At 41.9% G+C, this 14,729-nt stretch carries 15 protein-coding genes; 1 reads left to right on the top strand and 14 read right to left on the bottom strand.

The window, feature by feature from the left end; translation table 11 throughout:
• Positions 1-44 precede the first annotated feature (44 nt).
• Positions 45-866 carry a PrsW family glutamic-type intramembrane protease gene (locus tag HMPREF2780_RS10640; RefSeq protein ID WP_045773435.1) on the top strand — a complete coding sequence of 274 codons (822 nt, stop codon included), beginning with the start codon at positions 45-47 and terminating at the stop codon, positions 864-866.
• 95 nt (positions 867-961) lie between these two features.
• Here the strand turns inward: HMPREF2780_RS10640 and HMPREF2780_RS10635 are convergent, their stop codons facing one another.
• The 14 genes from HMPREF2780_RS10635 to HMPREF2780_RS10570 all read right to left on the bottom strand — a co-directional run bounded on the left by HMPREF2780_RS10635 (position 962) and on the right by HMPREF2780_RS10570 (position 14,553).
• Positions 962-1,720 (bottom strand): epoxyqueuosine reductase QueH, encoded by a 759-nt coding sequence (locus tag HMPREF2780_RS10635; protein ID WP_045634141.1) that lies wholly within the window; start codon positions 1,718-1,720, stop codon positions 962-964.
• A 123-nt stretch (positions 1,721-1,843) separates the two neighbouring features.
• On the bottom strand, positions 1,844-3,466 hold the full coding sequence (gene groL / locus HMPREF2780_RS10630; RefSeq protein WP_045634142.1) for a chaperonin GroEL: 1,623 nt from the start codon (positions 3,464-3,466) through the stop codon (positions 1,844-1,846).
• 22 nt (positions 3,467-3,488) lie between these two features.
• The gene (gene groES / locus HMPREF2780_RS10625; protein WP_045634143.1) at positions 3,489-3,770 is read right to left on the bottom strand and encodes a co-chaperone GroES; all 282 of its coding nucleotides are present in this window, start codon (positions 3,768-3,770) and stop codon (positions 3,489-3,491) included.
• A gap of 160 nt (positions 3,771-3,930) precedes the next feature.
• Positions 3,931-4,734 (bottom strand): ABC transporter ATP-binding protein, encoded by an 804-nt coding sequence (locus tag HMPREF2780_RS10620; protein ID WP_045634144.1) that lies wholly within the window; start codon positions 4,732-4,734, stop codon positions 3,931-3,933.
• Positions 4,734-6,707 carry an ABC transporter substrate binding protein gene (locus tag HMPREF2780_RS10615; RefSeq protein WP_045634145.1) on the bottom strand — a complete coding sequence of 658 codons (1,974 nt, stop codon included), beginning with the start codon at positions 6,705-6,707 and terminating at the stop codon, positions 4,734-4,736. The genes HMPREF2780_RS10620 and HMPREF2780_RS10615 overlap by 1 nt, the downstream gene beginning before the upstream one ends.
• 402 nt (positions 6,708-7,109) lie before the next feature.
• A complete protein-coding gene (locus HMPREF2780_RS10610; protein WP_012130909.1) occupies positions 7,110-7,400 on the bottom strand; it encodes a hypothetical protein in 291 nt (96 codons plus the stop codon).
• A gap of 11 nt (positions 7,401-7,411) precedes the next feature.
• Positions 7,412-8,242: a PTS system mannose/fructose/sorbose family transporter subunit IID gene (locus HMPREF2780_RS10605; protein ID WP_008810033.1), complete on the bottom strand. Its 831-nt coding sequence runs from the start codon at positions 8,240-8,242 to the stop codon at positions 7,412-7,414.
• Between the two features lies 1 nt (position 8,243).
• Complete coding sequence (locus HMPREF2780_RS10600; RefSeq protein WP_008810034.1) at positions 8,244-9,095, bottom strand: PTS mannose/fructose/sorbose/N-acetylgalactosamine transporter subunit IIC; 852 nt, start codon at positions 9,093-9,095, stop codon at positions 8,244-8,246.
• A gap of 30 nt (positions 9,096-9,125) precedes the next feature.
• Positions 9,126-9,620: a PTS sugar transporter subunit IIB gene (locus tag HMPREF2780_RS10595; RefSeq protein ID WP_008810035.1), complete on the bottom strand. Its 495-nt coding sequence runs from the start codon at positions 9,618-9,620 to the stop codon at positions 9,126-9,128.
• A 20-nt stretch (positions 9,621-9,640) separates the two neighbouring features.
• On the bottom strand, positions 9,641-10,078 hold the full coding sequence (locus tag HMPREF2780_RS10590) for a PTS sugar transporter subunit IIA (protein ID WP_105026599.1): 438 nt from the start codon (positions 10,076-10,078) through the stop codon (positions 9,641-9,643).
• Between the two features lie 216 nt (positions 10,079-10,294).
• A complete protein-coding gene (locus tag HMPREF2780_RS10585) occupies positions 10,295-11,578 on the bottom strand; it encodes an ABC transporter substrate-binding protein (protein WP_105026598.1) in 1,284 nt (427 codons plus the stop codon).
• Positions 11,575-12,258, bottom strand: a complete 684-nt coding sequence (locus HMPREF2780_RS10580) for a response regulator transcription factor (protein ID WP_012130913.1) — start codon at positions 12,256-12,258, stop codon at positions 11,575-11,577. The genes HMPREF2780_RS10585 and HMPREF2780_RS10580 overlap by 4 nt, the downstream gene beginning before the upstream one ends.
• Positions 12,251-13,567 carry a sensor histidine kinase gene (locus HMPREF2780_RS10575; RefSeq protein ID WP_105026597.1) on the bottom strand — a complete coding sequence of 439 codons (1,317 nt, stop codon included), beginning with the start codon at positions 13,565-13,567 and terminating at the stop codon, positions 12,251-12,253. The genes HMPREF2780_RS10580 and HMPREF2780_RS10575 overlap by 8 nt, the downstream gene beginning before the upstream one ends.
• Positions 13,567-14,553, bottom strand: coding sequence for a substrate-binding domain-containing protein (locus tag HMPREF2780_RS10570; protein WP_199774067.1), 987 nt, complete (start codon positions 14,551-14,553; stop codon positions 13,567-13,569). Before HMPREF2780_RS10570 ends, HMPREF2780_RS10575 begins: the two co-directional genes overlap by 1 nt.
• Positions 14,554-14,729 lie beyond the last annotated feature (176 nt).

The following is a 14,729-nucleotide window of genomic DNA, read 5'->3' as shown; positions in this document are numbered from 1 at the left end:
CCTCTTATCACTCAACACATTATGCTCACCTTAGAAAGAAGTTTATGAAGAAAAAATTAGTATTTCTCCTATTTCTGGCTCTAATCTGTATTGGAATCGAGTACGAAACAAAGACCTATACTCTAGGCGAATTATCCGGCAAAGCATACGGCATTATTGGACTGGCTGCCTTATTAGCCTTGCTTTATATCGTTCCAGCTAGCTTAATCATTTTACACGTTCAAAAAAAATGGAAGACTCCACTTGCCAGCTTAATCATCGCCTTCTTGGGCGGGCTATTCATCGCGGGATGGACTTCTGGTCTTGCCAACACTTATATCCATGACGGTGTTTCTACTTTATCTATTTCTTTTATTAATGATTTAGAAAGTGCTATCGTAGCGCCACTTGTCGAAGAGCCTCTCAAATTGATCGGTGTAGCCTTTGCTCTCTACTTAGTTCCTGTAAAAAACTTGAAGTCTATCTTACTTCTAGGAATTGTAGCGGGATTTGGTTTCCAAATCAGTGAGGACTTCTCTTATATCTTATCTGATATGTCAGAAGGCTTCTCTTTCGCTATCTCAGGAATTTTGGGACGCGTGGTTGGCTCAATCGCCTCACATTGGCTCTACACAGGCTTGACTGCTTTCGGCTTGACCTTGATGATTCGCTATCGCAAAAAGAATGCTAGCAACTTCAAAACAGGACTTATCTACTTCCTAGCGGCTTTTATCCTACATTTTATCTGGAACTCACCGTTTTCAGCTATTGAAACCGAAATACCGCTTGTAAGACCCATCCTATCTGCCCTAGCTATTTTTACCTTCTTCTTAGCCTACCAAACAGCTACGCGATTGGATAATGATCAGCCAAGTTTACATTTTTAAACACTTACATAGTTAAAAGAACTGCCCCAAGACAGAACAATCTATCTTAGAGCAGTTCTTTTTTTATAGGCCACAGACTATGAGTCTATCAAGAACTAATCTATCACTGTGAACTTGATATGAGAGTAGTCCTTTTCTAAATCCTTGCCCGTCATAAAGGCCGCAGCTTCCTTCTTTACTTTTACTAGGTCGATTCCCTGGTCTTGAGCACCAAAAACGCAGCCACAATAGCACTGGCGATAAATATCATATTCCTCGCACATCTCCACGGAGCGTTTATAACCTTGATTTTTCTTAAAATCACTCGGCAAATAATGAGTCGCATAGACCTTTTGCACCTCAATACCGACACTATTAATGGTCTGAGAATTTTTATGAGGACTAATCGTCAATGCGCTTCCAAAATAATCAAAACCAAGTTCTACCGCTACCTCAGCAGTTTTATCTAAACGATAGTCATAGCAAACCTTGCAACGATCGCCTCCTTCAGGTTCATCCTCCAAACCATGAACTTTTCGGAAAAATTCCTGAGGTGCATAAGGGGCTTCTAAATACTGAACTGTGTAGCCTGTTTTCTCATTGAAGTCACTGACAAACTTTTGAGTCACATAAGCTCGTCTCTGATACTCCGCCTTAGGATGAATATTGGAGTTGGCAAAGTAAATTGTTACATCCGCATATTGACTGAGATATTCTAGGGTATAGGTCGAGCAAGGGGCACAACAAGTATGCATAAGAATGGTCGGGCGTTTCTGATCCTTTTCCCAATCCTGAACCATTTTCTGCATGACACGGTCATAGTTAATCTTCTGATTGGGATTCATCTTGCTCAGAATTTCTTCTACATCAATCATAAGCCGCTCCTTTAGTTTCTCATTCTATTTTACCATAGAAAATTGACTCAAACAATCTTGATTAAAATGATTCTAGAATAAAAAGACTGAGATTTTCATCTCAGTCCTCACTATCTTTTTGTATTACATCATGCCGCCCATCATGCTTGGATCCATGGCTGGTGCTGGACTAGCTGGCTCTGGTTGATTCGCTACTACTGCTTCGGTTGTCAAGATCAAGCTAGCAACAGAAGCCGCATTTTGCAAGGCTGAACGAGTCACCTTAACTGGGTCAATGATTCCAGCTTCAATCATGTTAACCCATTCGCCAGTTGCTGCATTGAAACCTGTACCAGCTTCAGAGTTTTTCAGACGGTCGATGACAATTGAACCTTCAAAGCCTGCATTGAAAGCGATTTGACGGACAGGCTCTTCTAAGGCACGGAGAACAATATTACGACCTGTCGCTTCATCTCCTGTTAATTCGAGACCAGCAACTGCATCTAAAACGCTAACAAAGGCTGTACCACCACCGGATACGATTCCTTCTTCTACTGCGGCACGGGTTGCATTAAGGGCATCTTCGATGCGGAGTTTCATTTCCTTGAGTTCTGTTTCTGTGGCAGCTCCAACCTTAATCACAGCTACACCACCAGACAATTTAGCCAGACGCTCTTGAAGTTTTTCCTTGTCAAATTCTGAAGTTGCACTTTCAATTTGAGATTTGATAACAGCTACACGGTTAGCAATAGCTTCAGGATTTCCAGAACCTTCTACAATTACAGTACTGTCCTTGTCAACAGTGACTTTAGATGCTTGTCCAAGTGCTTCAATGGTCGCATCCTTGAGTTCCAATCCGAGATCTTCTGTAATGACTGTTCCACCTGTCAAGATGGCAATATCTTCCAACATAGCCTTACGACGATCACCAAAGCCTGGTGCTTTGACAGCTACAACGTTGAAAGTCCCACGAATCTTGTTAAGAACAAGCGTTGGCAGAGCTTCGCCATCTACATCATCTGCAATGATCAAAAGCGGACGGTTGGTTTTCAAGATGCTTTCCAACAATGGCAGAATTTCTTGAATGTTAGAAATTTTCTTGTCTGTAATCAAAATATAAGGGTTGTCCAGATCAGCTACCATTTTTTCACTGTCTGTTACCATGTATTGAGACAGATAACCACGGTCAAACTGCATTCCTTCTACGACATCCAGCTCAGTTTCCATCCCTTTGGACTCTTCGATAGTGATAACCCCGTCGTTGCCAACTTTTTCCATAGCCTCAGAAATGTATTCACCAACTTTCTCGCTACGAGAAGAAACAGCAGCAACCTGAGCAATCGCTTCTTTGTTAGAAACTGGAATAGCAGTTTCTTTTAGAGCTTCAACAGCTGTTGCAACGGCTGCTTCAATCCCACGACGGATACCGATTGGATTGGCACCGGCAGTTACGTTTTTGATTCCTTCGCGAACGATAGCCTGCGTTAAAACAGTTGCTGTTGTTGTTCCGTCACCTGCGATATCGTTGGTTTTGGAAGCAACTTCTGAAACCAATTTAGCGCCCATGTTTTCAAAATGATCTTCCAATTCAATTTCTTTAGCGATGGTCACACCGTCATTGGTGATAAGGGGAGAACCAAAAGATTTTTCCAAAACAACATTGCGACCTTTAGGTCCCAAGGTTACTTTGACTGTATCCGCTAAAATATCGACTCCTCGTACCATTGCACTTCTTGCATCTGCTGAAAATTTAATGTCTTTTGCCATTTTTTATCCCTCTTTTCTAATCTTACTCAACTATTGCTAGAATATTGGCTTCGCTGACTAGAAGGTAGGTTTCTTCACCGTCTTTCACTTCTACTCCTGCGTGACTTTCAACGAGAACCTTGTCTCCAGCTTTGACAGATGGTGCTACCAATTCACCGGTCAAGGTACGAACTCCTTGGCCAACTGCTATAACTGCGGCTGTCTTAGTCGCTGCATGACTGTTACCAGCGATAACAAAACCGCCAACTTTCTCTTCTTTTTCTTCTATTTTTAGGACCACTCGGTCACCTAATGGTTTTAACATAGTATCCCTCCTGAGATTGAATTTTAGCACTCTCTTATACCGAGTGCTAATCTATAGTTATTATTTTATCACTTGGTCAAAAATAGTCAAGAAAAAAATACTATTTTTTCTTTAAAGAATTTAAAAAAACTGATTGGAAAAACCAATCAGTCTTTTTGTCTTACCCTAAGACTAGAGCATCATCATTCAGTACTTGACCACTGTTTTTATGGAAGAGATCCATGAGCTGGGCTACCGTCAGATTTTCCTTTTCTTCACCCTTAACATCCACGACAATCTTCCCATGGAAGAGCATGATCAAGCGATTACCATACTCAATGGCGTGTTCCATATTATGAGTGACCATGAGGGTTGTTAGCTTTTGCTCCTCTACTACTTTTTTCGTTAAGTTCATCACCATATCACTTGTTTTTGGATCAAGAGCTGCGGTATGTTCGTCCAGCAAGAGAACCTTAGGCCGAACCAGAGTCGCCATCGAAAGAGTCAAAGCCTGTCTTTGACCGCCAGATAAGAAATTAGCATCCGTCTTCATTCTATTTTCAAGACCTAGGCCAAGATGTTCCAGTGCGCCCTTAAAGATTTGGCGTTCTTCTTCCGTAATCGAGCGTTTGAAAAAGCTCCGCTTCTTCCCACGACGGTAGGCAATGGCCATGTTTTCTTCTATCGTTAAATTGGTGGCTGTCCCCATCCGCGGGTCTTGAAAAACACGACTAATACTTTTCGATCGATCAGCTACTGAAAATTTTCTGATAGACTGACCATCAAGCAAGATATCTCCATCATCAATCTCTACGACACCTGCAATAGAGTTCATCAAGGTTGATTTCCCTGCTCCATTCCCACCAATTACGGAAATAAAGTCTCCCTGTTCGATTTCGAGATCCAAGCCTCGGAGAACAGGATTCTCATTGATTGTTCCTTTTTCAAAGGTCTTATGAATATTTGTTAATGTTAATAAAGGCATTAGCTGTCACCTCCTGGTGTTAAGGTTTTGTTTGCTTTAATTTGCAATTTCTGACGAATTTCTGGGACATAAAGAATGAGAGCAAGAAGAATAGCTGAAGCTAATTTAAGCATTTGAGCATCCACATTCATAGCCAGAATAACTACTAGAACTAAGCGATATAAGATGGATCCGACCACAATGGACCAGAGACGTTTTCCAAGTGGAAGGTATTTAACGATGACTTCGGCCAAGATAATCGATGCCAAGCCATTTACAATAGTTCCTGTTCCCATATTCATATCCGCGTAGCCATTATTTTGAGCTAAAAGGGAACCAGCAAGAGCGATTAGACCATTTGAAAGCATATAACCTAAAATTTTGATACGGTCAACTTTAATTCCATTGGCTGCACCCATAGTCAAATTATCTCCGGTCGCCCGCAAAGCTAAGCCAAGCTGGGTATTGAGTAGGACAATTAAAAGTAAGATAACAAAGGCAACGAAAGCAAGCCCTAATACAATGACAGAAGCAGTCTTGGATAGACTAAGTAAACTTGTCATCATAGTTACCAGGGTCTTTTGCCCAGAAAGAGAAAGATTAGAACTTCCTAGTACAAGTAAGTTAACAGAGTAAAGGGCAGTCAGGGTGATAATCCCAGTCAGAAGAGCTGGAATCTTCATCTTGGTATGTAGAAAACCAGACACTGCCCCCGCCAGCATTCCAGCAATGAAACCGCCAATGGTGGCTAGAAGAGGATTCAGGCCTTTCATAATCAAAATGGCTGTAGTTGCTGCACCAAGTGGGAAGGATCCTTCTGCAGTCAGGTCTGCAATATCTAAAATCCGGAAGGTAATGAAGACTCCAATAGCCATAATGGACCAGAGCAAACCTTGAGATAGAGCAGAGAGTACAATATCTAGAAGACCACCAGATGAATCAGACGGCTTAGATTTAGAAAGAGAATTCACTTTCGGATTTGCAGTATTTTTAGTAGAAGAGCTTTTCTGAGTTGTTTTTTTCGCTTGAGCATTTGCCTGCTCCTCTTGCTCAATGGCGCTGATGTCGATTCCTAGAAGCTGAGCCATTTCTTTATTAGCGACTGCCTTTAGCGTCTCAGGATCTTCGGCTGAAATATCATCGACCTTTTCTCCATTCATAATTCGAATAGCCATTTTAGCAGTTTGACGACCCAAAGCTTCAAAATCAGCACCGTAGGTGAAGAGCACCCCATCATCTACCACGTCAACAGAACCACCCACTACTGGCACCTTCATTTCTTTAGATAAGTCTGTCACCAAGGTGATCGCTGAAACGATGGTATTATCAGCGGGGATAAAGAGGGCTTCCGTCTGACTCATCAGGCTTTTTGTAGTATCTTGCACATCATTAGTGGAGGAAATCCCCTTGACAACTGTCTCAATACCAGCTTCTTTAAATGCTACTTCTGCCTCTTGCACCTGAATCTCTGAATTTCGTTCATTAGTCGTATACATAATCCCAACTTTTTTCAGATTGGGCATGACTTTTTTCAGTAGAGCCACTTGTTTCTTTGCAGAAACTCGGTCACTGGTACCAGTTGCTAGACCGCCAACCTTGTCCATAGACTTCACAAGCTTTGCAGAGACAGGATCTGTAATCGCCGTAAAGAGAATAGGGGTATCAGTCGATAGATTGACTAATGATTGGGCTGCTGGTGTTGCAATCCCTAGAACCAAGTCATTCTTAGAAAGTAGACTCGTAGAAATCGTTTGGAGATTGGACTGATCCCCTTGGGCATTCTGGTAGTCAATCTTGATATTCTTACCATCAATATACCCTTGGTCTTTCAACTCATTCTCAAAGCCTTTTCGAGCAGCTGTCAGGGACTCATGCTCCACATATTGAAGAATCCCGATGTGGACCTGTTTTTCCGACTTCTTTGAAGAACTGCATCCTGCTACAAGAAGTAAGGCCATCGCCAAACTAACCAAGGAAAGTAGTGTTTTTTTCATATCATGCTCCTTAATTTTTTTCAAAAACAAAAAGCCAATTAGATTTTATTCTAACTGGCTTTTAAGTGCTGATATAGATGAAATCAATCATCCACTTTAATCCAGTCAGTTAGAAAAGATATCTAATCAGCTGGATTCATCATAAAATGCTTTAGCTTCATAGATACAAACGGGGAACGTTTGTATCCTTTTGGCTACAAACGTCTATCTAAAGAAACTAAAGTAAAAGTAGGTATTTAAATTAATTGTCTGTGATGACGTTTGTTTAACCATTTTATTTCTCCTTGTTTTTATTGTTTAATACTATACCCTTAATTTCATACAATGTCAAGACTTTTTTAGAAAATTTCTGAAAATTTTTAATAATCAACCCCCGATAATCTTTTATCAGGGGCATCTAGCTTAATATTTTATTTGAATTTTAGCTTCAAAATCATCAATGACTTTTTGAAGATTGAGTCGGCCTTTGTAGATACCATAACCAAATACTAACATGGCAAGAATGCCTATCACTGCTAGGATAATTCCAACAATGAAAAGAATCATATTGGTTTGGCGGAAGAAATAAATCAGAACAAGACCGATACTCGCAATGGTAAAGAAGAGACTAAACCAACGTCCTAGATTTTCAATCATATGTTTTTGATAGTGAATTTCTGTTTCATACCCTTGAATCAATTCTTGTTCTGTCATGATTTCTCCTTTTAATATTTCAAACCTGGATTAAAGAAGCCAAGTAATACACCAATAAATGCAACAACTACAAGAAGCAGCATCACTTTGATTGGAGATAGATTTTTCTTAGCCATCAACCACCAGCAAAAGACGATAAATAATGCAGTCAAAAGTCCTGGATAAACTCCGTCCAATTGATCTTGCAGAACCAAGAATGCTTTTCCGGATGAGTCTTTTAATTGGAAAGCTGTTTTAACAGGCACCCAAGTAGCTGCTACCGCACCAATAACCATACCACCAATGATAGATACAGATTTACGGATAGCTTGTCCTTGAGGACCAACAAGAAATTCAACCGCTTTGTCGCCCAGTTCGTATCCTTTAAAATAGGCAAATTTCATACCGAAGTAAGCTAGCAAGTTCCAGACAACGATGTAGAAGATAGCACCTAGTGGAGATCCTCCATTTGACAAACCAAGGGCTATCCCCAAGATAATCGGGATCAGGGTCCCAACAATCAGTGAGTCCCCAATACCTGCAACAGGTCCCATCAAACCAGCACGAAGTCCATTGATTGTTTCATCATCCACTCCGTCAGCACCATTTGCACGCGCTTCTTCGAGCCCTGCTGTAATCCCGACAATCAAGGCACCTAGCTGAGGTTCAGTATTGAAGAAGGCTGTATAAGTATGCATTGCCTTTGCTTGATCTTCTTTTTTCGAATAAAGTTCTTCCACAATTGGTAGCATAGACGCAAGATAACCAAAAGTCTGCATGTGCTCTTGTGAGAAGCAAGTCAAGTTACCATAGTACCAATGATGGAAAGATTTTCCTAATGTTTTTTTCGTTAATTTTGCCATTTTAGATATCCTCCTCATCATCGTCATCAATCACGCCTGTACTTGCTACTGCTTGAGCTCTGACGTTTTTAGCCATTTGAATTTCATAGAATAGAACAGCGAAAATCAATGAAATGACTGCACAAGAAACTAGATTTAATCCTAGAGAAGCTGCAAGAGTAAAACCGACAAAGAAAGGAATAAAGTCGACAGCTTTTTCAACAATTTGTTTTAACAAAATAGCGATTCCGACACATGGAAGGAGAGAGCCCACTGTAAAGAGGGTTTTCATTGGAATTCCATCCAAAGGAAGGGCTGATTTCAAAGCTGTAACTGCATCTGCCCCTAATTTACACATGATTAGAGTTGGCAAGAAGGAGAAGACAATGTGTGAAATCCATGGGAAGCCCCAGTCTACTGCGTATAAACGTTTAAATTCTCCCTTTTCAACAGCTTTCCAACCAATATGTTGCCAGAGCAAGTTCATTGTTGCTGTACCATAAAATAGAACGGTACCAACTGTCCCTACCAAAGTTCCCATTGATTTAGCCAAGTTTGCTGCATCTGAAGAATCGAGGGCTAAGCCTTGTGTCGTAATAGCTACCATCGCTAGCGGAATACCGATATAAGAAACCGCACGAACGTCTGCTGAAACTGTACCACCAGGAGTAACCAGAGCAATATAAACCAATTGCATGGCAACCCCACAGACTATACCTAGTTTAATATCTCCTAAGATAAGCCCTGAAACAAGTCCACCAACAAGCGGGCGTCCCAGAGTATAGTTACCAATTGATGTACCACCTAGACCAGGCATGGATGACAAACACGCAAACAATCCCAGCAAAGCGGCCTGTAACCAAGAAATTGTCATAATAAGCCTCCTTTAACGCTTATAGTATTATTAAAAACCAAACTTAGACTTGAAATCACTCCAGTAGCCGATGGAAACATCTGGCAATAATTGGAATTTCACCTTATAACCAGCCTTTTCAATTGCTTCAATTGCCTCTGCTTCTTCCTGAGTAATGGACTGATTGTTTCCTAATTTCGTTGCTCCTGGGCGATCATTAGCAGGCCCGACGATAATTTCTTTGACATCAGCTGGAACAAAGCCTTGGTCTACTAAAATTTCTTTCATATCAATTGGATTCTTTGTGATTAAGAAATAGCGACTATCTGAATCCAAGACCTTTTGTGATTTTTCTTTGAAAGCTTCCTTAGTCCAAACAAAAGTTTTCTTATCTGAAGCAGCTTTATAAGCCTGTTTTAACACGGCATTCCCTGCAGCTGCATCATTGACCGCAATTAAGCCATCACAAGGATATTCCTTAGCCCAGCGAGTAACTGTCTGACCGTGGATCATGCGGTCATCAATCCGTACAAATGAAATTGTCATGATAAATCTCCTTTAAGTATTTAAATATCGTCGTCATCTTCTTCGTCGCTATCCGTTGCGACTTCGAATTCTTGAAGAGCAGCTGAAGCTTCTGAAAGAATGGTCGTAGCTAGTTCTTTGCCTTCTAACATATCTTTCATCACTAGTCCTGTTAAAGCCATGGTCAGGTTTAAGCCACCTAGGACAACTGCTGTGTCTAGTTTTCCAAGTTCAGCTAAGACATTGCAGGCAGTAGTAAGAGGGCTTCCCCCAACAATATCTGCCAACACAAGAACCTGATCTTCCTCAGCTAAGCCCGCTAAAGCTTGGCGAAACTCCAAGGCAAAATCGTCTACTGACTTACCTGCTTTAAGACCAACAGCAATTACTTGATCTGTCTTGTCGCCGGCAAACATTCCTAAAGAACTTTGCACCCCTTCGGCCAAGCCACCATGGCTGACCAATACAAGATATTTCATCTTTCCTGCCTCCTTATCCTTCTACTTCTTAGCCAATTCAGACTTTAAATGATGAAGGTTTCTTTATGACTTTATTGTACAAGATATGGAACCGGTTTCATATTGTCAAATGTCACGTAAGTTAGATGACATTTGTTAGGAAGAATATGACAATTGTCATATTGGTCTAGTCAACTTTGTTTATTCTGTGATTGAAATGCAAAAAAAGAAAGCAGATTATTTTCCGCTTTCTATTTCCTTTTGAATACTAGGTAGGGCACTATCAATCTCTTGATTCTGCATCGCATTTTGAATCAGATAGTCCATCCGCTCCATCGTATGTTGATCTACTTCTAGACTGATATCAATGATAGAGCGATTCATCATGCGATCCAACCTCTCAGAAGTCAAAGAATCCAAGCCAAAATCATCTGCCTGTAGGATTGCTATAGACTTCTGACTTTTCACTACCGATGGCAAGACCGAAGTCCCTTGAGATTTCTCAAATAGAGCCTGTTGGCTTTCTTTATCCTGCGACAACAAAAGCATAAATTCCCATGCCAGTTTTTCTTGACTGGTATTAGAAGACATGGCAAAGAGCGAGGTCTTGACCTGAGTTCCCATCACCTGATTGTTGGCTGTAGGCATCGGGATACAGGTCCAAGAAAAGCTAGAATATTTGGAAACATGGTAAGGATAGGGCTTGTAGGTCCGATACTGGGCCAGACTCATAGGATAGAAGGCCACCCGTCCCTCATCAAAGTCATTAGAAGTCACCTTATAGTGCCGACTGAGCATATCTAATTTGCTCATAAAGGACAGGGCTTGGTGCATCTCTGAGCTGTCTACATTGATACCGGATTTATCGGTAAGATGGCCGCCGTAAGCTACCAGAGCCTGCTGCCAAGTGTAATCTGTTATTCCGTACTGATCCACCACACCATCGCCATTGGTATCCTTGGTTACTTTCTTGCAAATCGCATAGAAATCCGCCAGGGTCCAACCTGACTCAGGAATGCTAATCCCTTCTTTTTCAAGCAGGTCTTTATTGACACACATCATGATAGGATTGCTCTCAACTGGAAGAGCATAGCTGACTCCCTGATATCGCCCAGCTTCATAAGCCACCGGATAAAAAGCCTTTCGTTCATCATCCGTTAGGAGGGTATCCAAGGATTTAAGCGCGCCAGTCGAAGCCAACATGCTAAAGTCGTTTTCCGGTACCATAAAGAGATCCGGCTGCTCGCCTTTCAAGACTTGCTCTGCCAGCCAGTCAGCGTAATCATCCTTGGGAATCCCGCTTTCATAGACGACCTTGACATGAGGATGCGTCTTTTCAAATTTTTTAATCAGGCTGTCCAAGACCTTGTTTTCCCGGCTGTTAGGCACATCCCAGCTAGAGCCAGCATAGACCCCGATACGCAGGACTTTTTCCTGAGCTGAGGCCCAAAAGACAAAAGCCAAAGCAACAGATATAATCAGGACAACCAGTAGGGCCAAATGTCTCAGTCTCCACTTCATTTGTCGCTTTCCTTACTAAAATCTCTCTGGGTGACTCCGGTCTGCACAGCCCAGATAGCCAGCTGGGTTCGATCGCGCAAGTTGAGCTTAGCTAGGATGCCTGACAGGTAATTTCGGACTGTCCCTTCTGATAGAAAGAGCTTAGCAGCAATTTCTTTATTGGAAATCCCAAAGCCAATCTGCTGGATAATCTTCCACTCTGTCCGGCTCATATCCTCAACATTTTCCTCAGTCACCGTGATAGCAAAGTTGGACTGGGCCATCTGTGAAAAGATTTTGAAGACCTTGGTGGCAATATTGGGATTGATCATAGCTCCGCCTCGATAGACTGTCTGAATGGCTTCGTGAAGCTCTTCTGTCGAAACCCCTTTGAGAATATAACCAGACGCACCGTATTTAAGAGCGGAGAAGATAAATTCATCGTCATCAAAGGTCGTCAGAATGATAATCTTAACATCTGGATACTGCTCCTTGACAGCCTTGGTACAGAGAACACCGTCCATGACTGGCATGCGAATATCCATTAGAATCACATCTGGGCGTACCCGATGAAGCTTTTCCAGCACTTCCTTGCCGTCTCCAACTGTCCCGACCACCTCAATATCTGCGTGGGCTGACAGGATGATTTGCAGAGACTCGCGAATCAAGGCCTGATCGTCTGCAATTAAAACCTTAATCATGTCTTCCTCCTATTTTTGGGATTTCGATATGCGTGTAGAAGCCGTCCCGATTTTCAAAGTGAACGCTTCCGCCAATAATCATTAGGCGCTCCTGCATCTGCTTGAGGCCATAGCCATAGTGGAGTTCATCAAAACCAATACCATCATCCTGAATGGTCATTACATAAGCTTCTTCTTCCTCCAGTAGCTCAATACAGATGGTCTTGGCATGGCCGTGGCGGACAGAGTTGGTAATAGACTCCTGAATCACCCGAAACACAATGTCTTCCTTTGCAATATCCAAGTCAATATTATCCCATTCGTAGCGGAGATGAATCTCCAAGTTGGAGATGGCTTCATACTCACGAATAATCTTAATCAGAGCTTCCTTCAAAGTGTTGTTTTCCAGAGCTCCCGGCCGCATTTTATTGAGCGAGCCTCGGACATCACGGATACCGTCTCGAACAACGACTGAAACATTATTGAGTTGCTCCTTAGCTCGGTTGGTATCAATATCGACCAAGACCTTGACCGCATCAATACCCGCTGAAATTCCTGTCAGGGCATGGCCCAATGTATCATGAATTTCTCTGGCAATCCGCTTCCGCTCTCGGTCTTCTGCTATTTTTTCGGACAAGGCCAGATAAGAGTTCAACTCGCGATTGGCCTGAGAAGCCATGCGCAGCTCCTCCTCAATCCGGTGACGCTCCGTAATGGCCGACAAGATATAGAAGAGCAAGGAAATCATAAAGACAACAATATTGAGGGAATAGAGGAAGTTCTTACCAAAAAGTAGCAACAGCCGGACGGACTCTGGGTAAAAACGAATATAGGTATCTAGAGAAGGCAACTTGATAAAGAGCGACATAAGGTCATAGTTGGACAAGAGCAACATGCCAAAACTCAAAATGATAAAAGAAAACCAGTACTTCTTGTCTTTGGAAGAATTGAACTCCTTAGAGCCATAGAAAATATCCGCAAACACTAAGAGAAGCAAGCCATTGTAAGACGAATGCAAGACAGAAAAGATGACCAACATAAGCAGGATTTCAATAATGGTCGCCTTGTCATAGACGGACAGCTGATTAGGGTGGCGCTCGCGATAGTACATGACCAAGAGCAAGCAAGCATACAAGCTAATTGATACCCAGAAAATCAAGCTAGGAGAGCCCGGAATGGCATCCAAACGCTCCAAGAGCGAGTGACTGAAGCCCTTAGCCGCTACATAGTTGGTCGCAAAGAGATAGATAGACGCATTATAGACAATGGCAACCAGATTGATGACCATCAGGGCTATTTTGCTGTAAAATATACTTTTTTGAGGTCTCATTATTGCCACCCTGTAACTGTGTATTGACTGATATTATCCCTGTTGACTAAGTGAACTGGAATCAAGTATTGGCTGTCGTAGGATTTCCCCTCTTGCATCAGCTCAATTACCAGCGCCACCTTGCGTCCCATCTGAATGGGCGATTGGGCTACAGTCCCCTCTATATCGTTTGTTGTAGCCAAAAAGTTTTTGATATCTGGTGAGCCATCCACGCCATAAATAGAAAGCTTTCGGTTCAAGCCGTCATTTTTAATCGCCGCTAGGGCACCAATCGCTGCCCGATCATTGAGAGCCATGACCACATTAAAGTCCATTCCTTCATCTAAGGCACTTTTTACTTGAGGCATTGCTTCTTCAGTCTGTCCAAGCGTCTCTTTTTGGGAAACAATCTTGTACTGAGGTTGATTTTTTATTGTCTCTACAAAACCTCGAATACGGTCCATAGCAGAAACTGCATTTCGATGTTCTAGCAGAAGGATATTCGCAGCTGGCAAACGTTTCATCATATCTTTAGCAATTAAAACACCAGCTTGGTAATTATCTGAAACAATTGTCGTATCGACTGCCACTTCCTTGCTGACTGGCGCATCCACTACGATGATTTTAATCCCAGCTTTCTTGGCCTTTTGAAGAGAAGAAATGATACTTGGACTATTACTCTTCACCGGATTAATCACAATGACATCTACCTTTTCTCGGACGAAAAAGTCAATCTGTTGGCTCTGCTTGCCCTCATCCAGCTCAGGATCTCGAACATAGAGCCGACTCCCCTGCTGATTAGTTTTTTTCTCTAACTCCGCATTCAAGGTCTTGTAAAAGTCGTTATTCATGGTCATGTAGGTCACCCCAATCTTGACCTGTTTTGGATCCGGAAGAATCCCCTTAAAATACACAAAAGATAAAGCCAGTACAAGTAGAGCTAAGAGGGGCCACAAAGTATTTTTATAATGCATACGACTTCTTTGCTTTTCTGTTTTCACTACTATTTATACCCCCAATCTATCTAGTAGGCTACACTTATATACAGAATTATTATATTACAAAGCGAGAAAAAATCAAAATCTGCTCTAAAAAGCCAACTATCCTTTCATCGCTAAAATCAAAATTTTTCTATACTTCCAATCTAGTCTTCCCCACTAAAAGAGCTCCATGACCAAAATAG

It is taken from the genome of Streptococcus sp. HMSC062B01, from assembly GCF_001811085.1.
In the GTDB taxonomy this organism is placed as follows: domain Bacteria; phylum Bacillota; class Bacilli; order Lactobacillales; family Streptococcaceae; genus Streptococcus; species Streptococcus gordonii.
This window is presented reverse-complemented; position numbering and strand designations above follow the sequence as displayed.

Excerpts from the sequence above, each read along its gene's own strand:
- HMPREF2780_RS10640 (WP_045773435.1), top strand. The coding sequence starts at position 45 with ATGAAGAAAAAATTAGTATTTCTCCTATTTCTGGCTCTAATCTGTATT.
- HMPREF2780_RS10635 (WP_045634141.1), bottom strand. The coding sequence starts at position 1,720 with ATGATTGATGTAGAAGAAATTCTGAGCAAGATGAATCCCAATCAGAAG.
- groL (WP_045634142.1), bottom strand. The coding sequence starts at position 3,466 with ATGGCAAAAGACATTAAATTTTCAGCAGATGCAAGAAGTGCAATGGTA.
- groES (WP_045634143.1), bottom strand. The coding sequence starts at position 3,770 with ATGTTAAAACCATTAGGTGACCGAGTGGTCCTAAAAATAGAAGAAAAA.
- HMPREF2780_RS10620 (WP_045634144.1), bottom strand. The coding sequence starts at position 4,734 with ATGCCTTTATTAACATTAACAAATATTCATAAGACCTTTGAAAAAGGA.
- HMPREF2780_RS10615 (WP_045634145.1), bottom strand. The coding sequence starts at position 6,707 with ATGAAAAAAACACTACTTTCCTTGGTTAGTTTGGCGATGGCCTTACTT.
- HMPREF2780_RS10610 (WP_012130909.1), bottom strand. The coding sequence starts at position 7,400 with ATGACAGAACAAGAATTGATTCAAGGGTATGAAACAGAAATTCACTAT.
- HMPREF2780_RS10605 (WP_008810033.1), bottom strand. The coding sequence starts at position 8,242 with ATGGCAAAATTAACGAAAAAAACATTAGGAAAATCTTTCCATCATTGG.
- HMPREF2780_RS10600 (WP_008810034.1), bottom strand. The coding sequence starts at position 9,095 with ATGACAATTTCTTGGTTACAGGCCGCTTTGCTGGGATTGTTTGCGTGT.
- HMPREF2780_RS10595 (WP_008810035.1), bottom strand. The coding sequence starts at position 9,620 with ATGACAATTTCATTTGTACGGATTGATGACCGCATGATCCACGGTCAG.
- HMPREF2780_RS10590 (WP_105026599.1), bottom strand. The coding sequence starts at position 10,078 with ATGAAATATCTTGTATTGGTCAGCCATGGTGGCTTGGCCGAAGGGGTG.
- HMPREF2780_RS10585 (WP_105026598.1), bottom strand. The coding sequence starts at position 11,578 with ATGAAGTGGAGACTGAGACATTTGGCCCTACTGGTTGTCCTGATTATA.
- HMPREF2780_RS10580 (WP_012130913.1), bottom strand. The coding sequence starts at position 12,258 with ATGATTAAGGTTTTAATTGCAGACGATCAGGCCTTGATTCGCGAGTCT.
- HMPREF2780_RS10575 (WP_105026597.1), bottom strand. The coding sequence starts at position 13,567 with ATGAGACCTCAAAAAAGTATATTTTACAGCAAAATAGCCCTGATGGTC.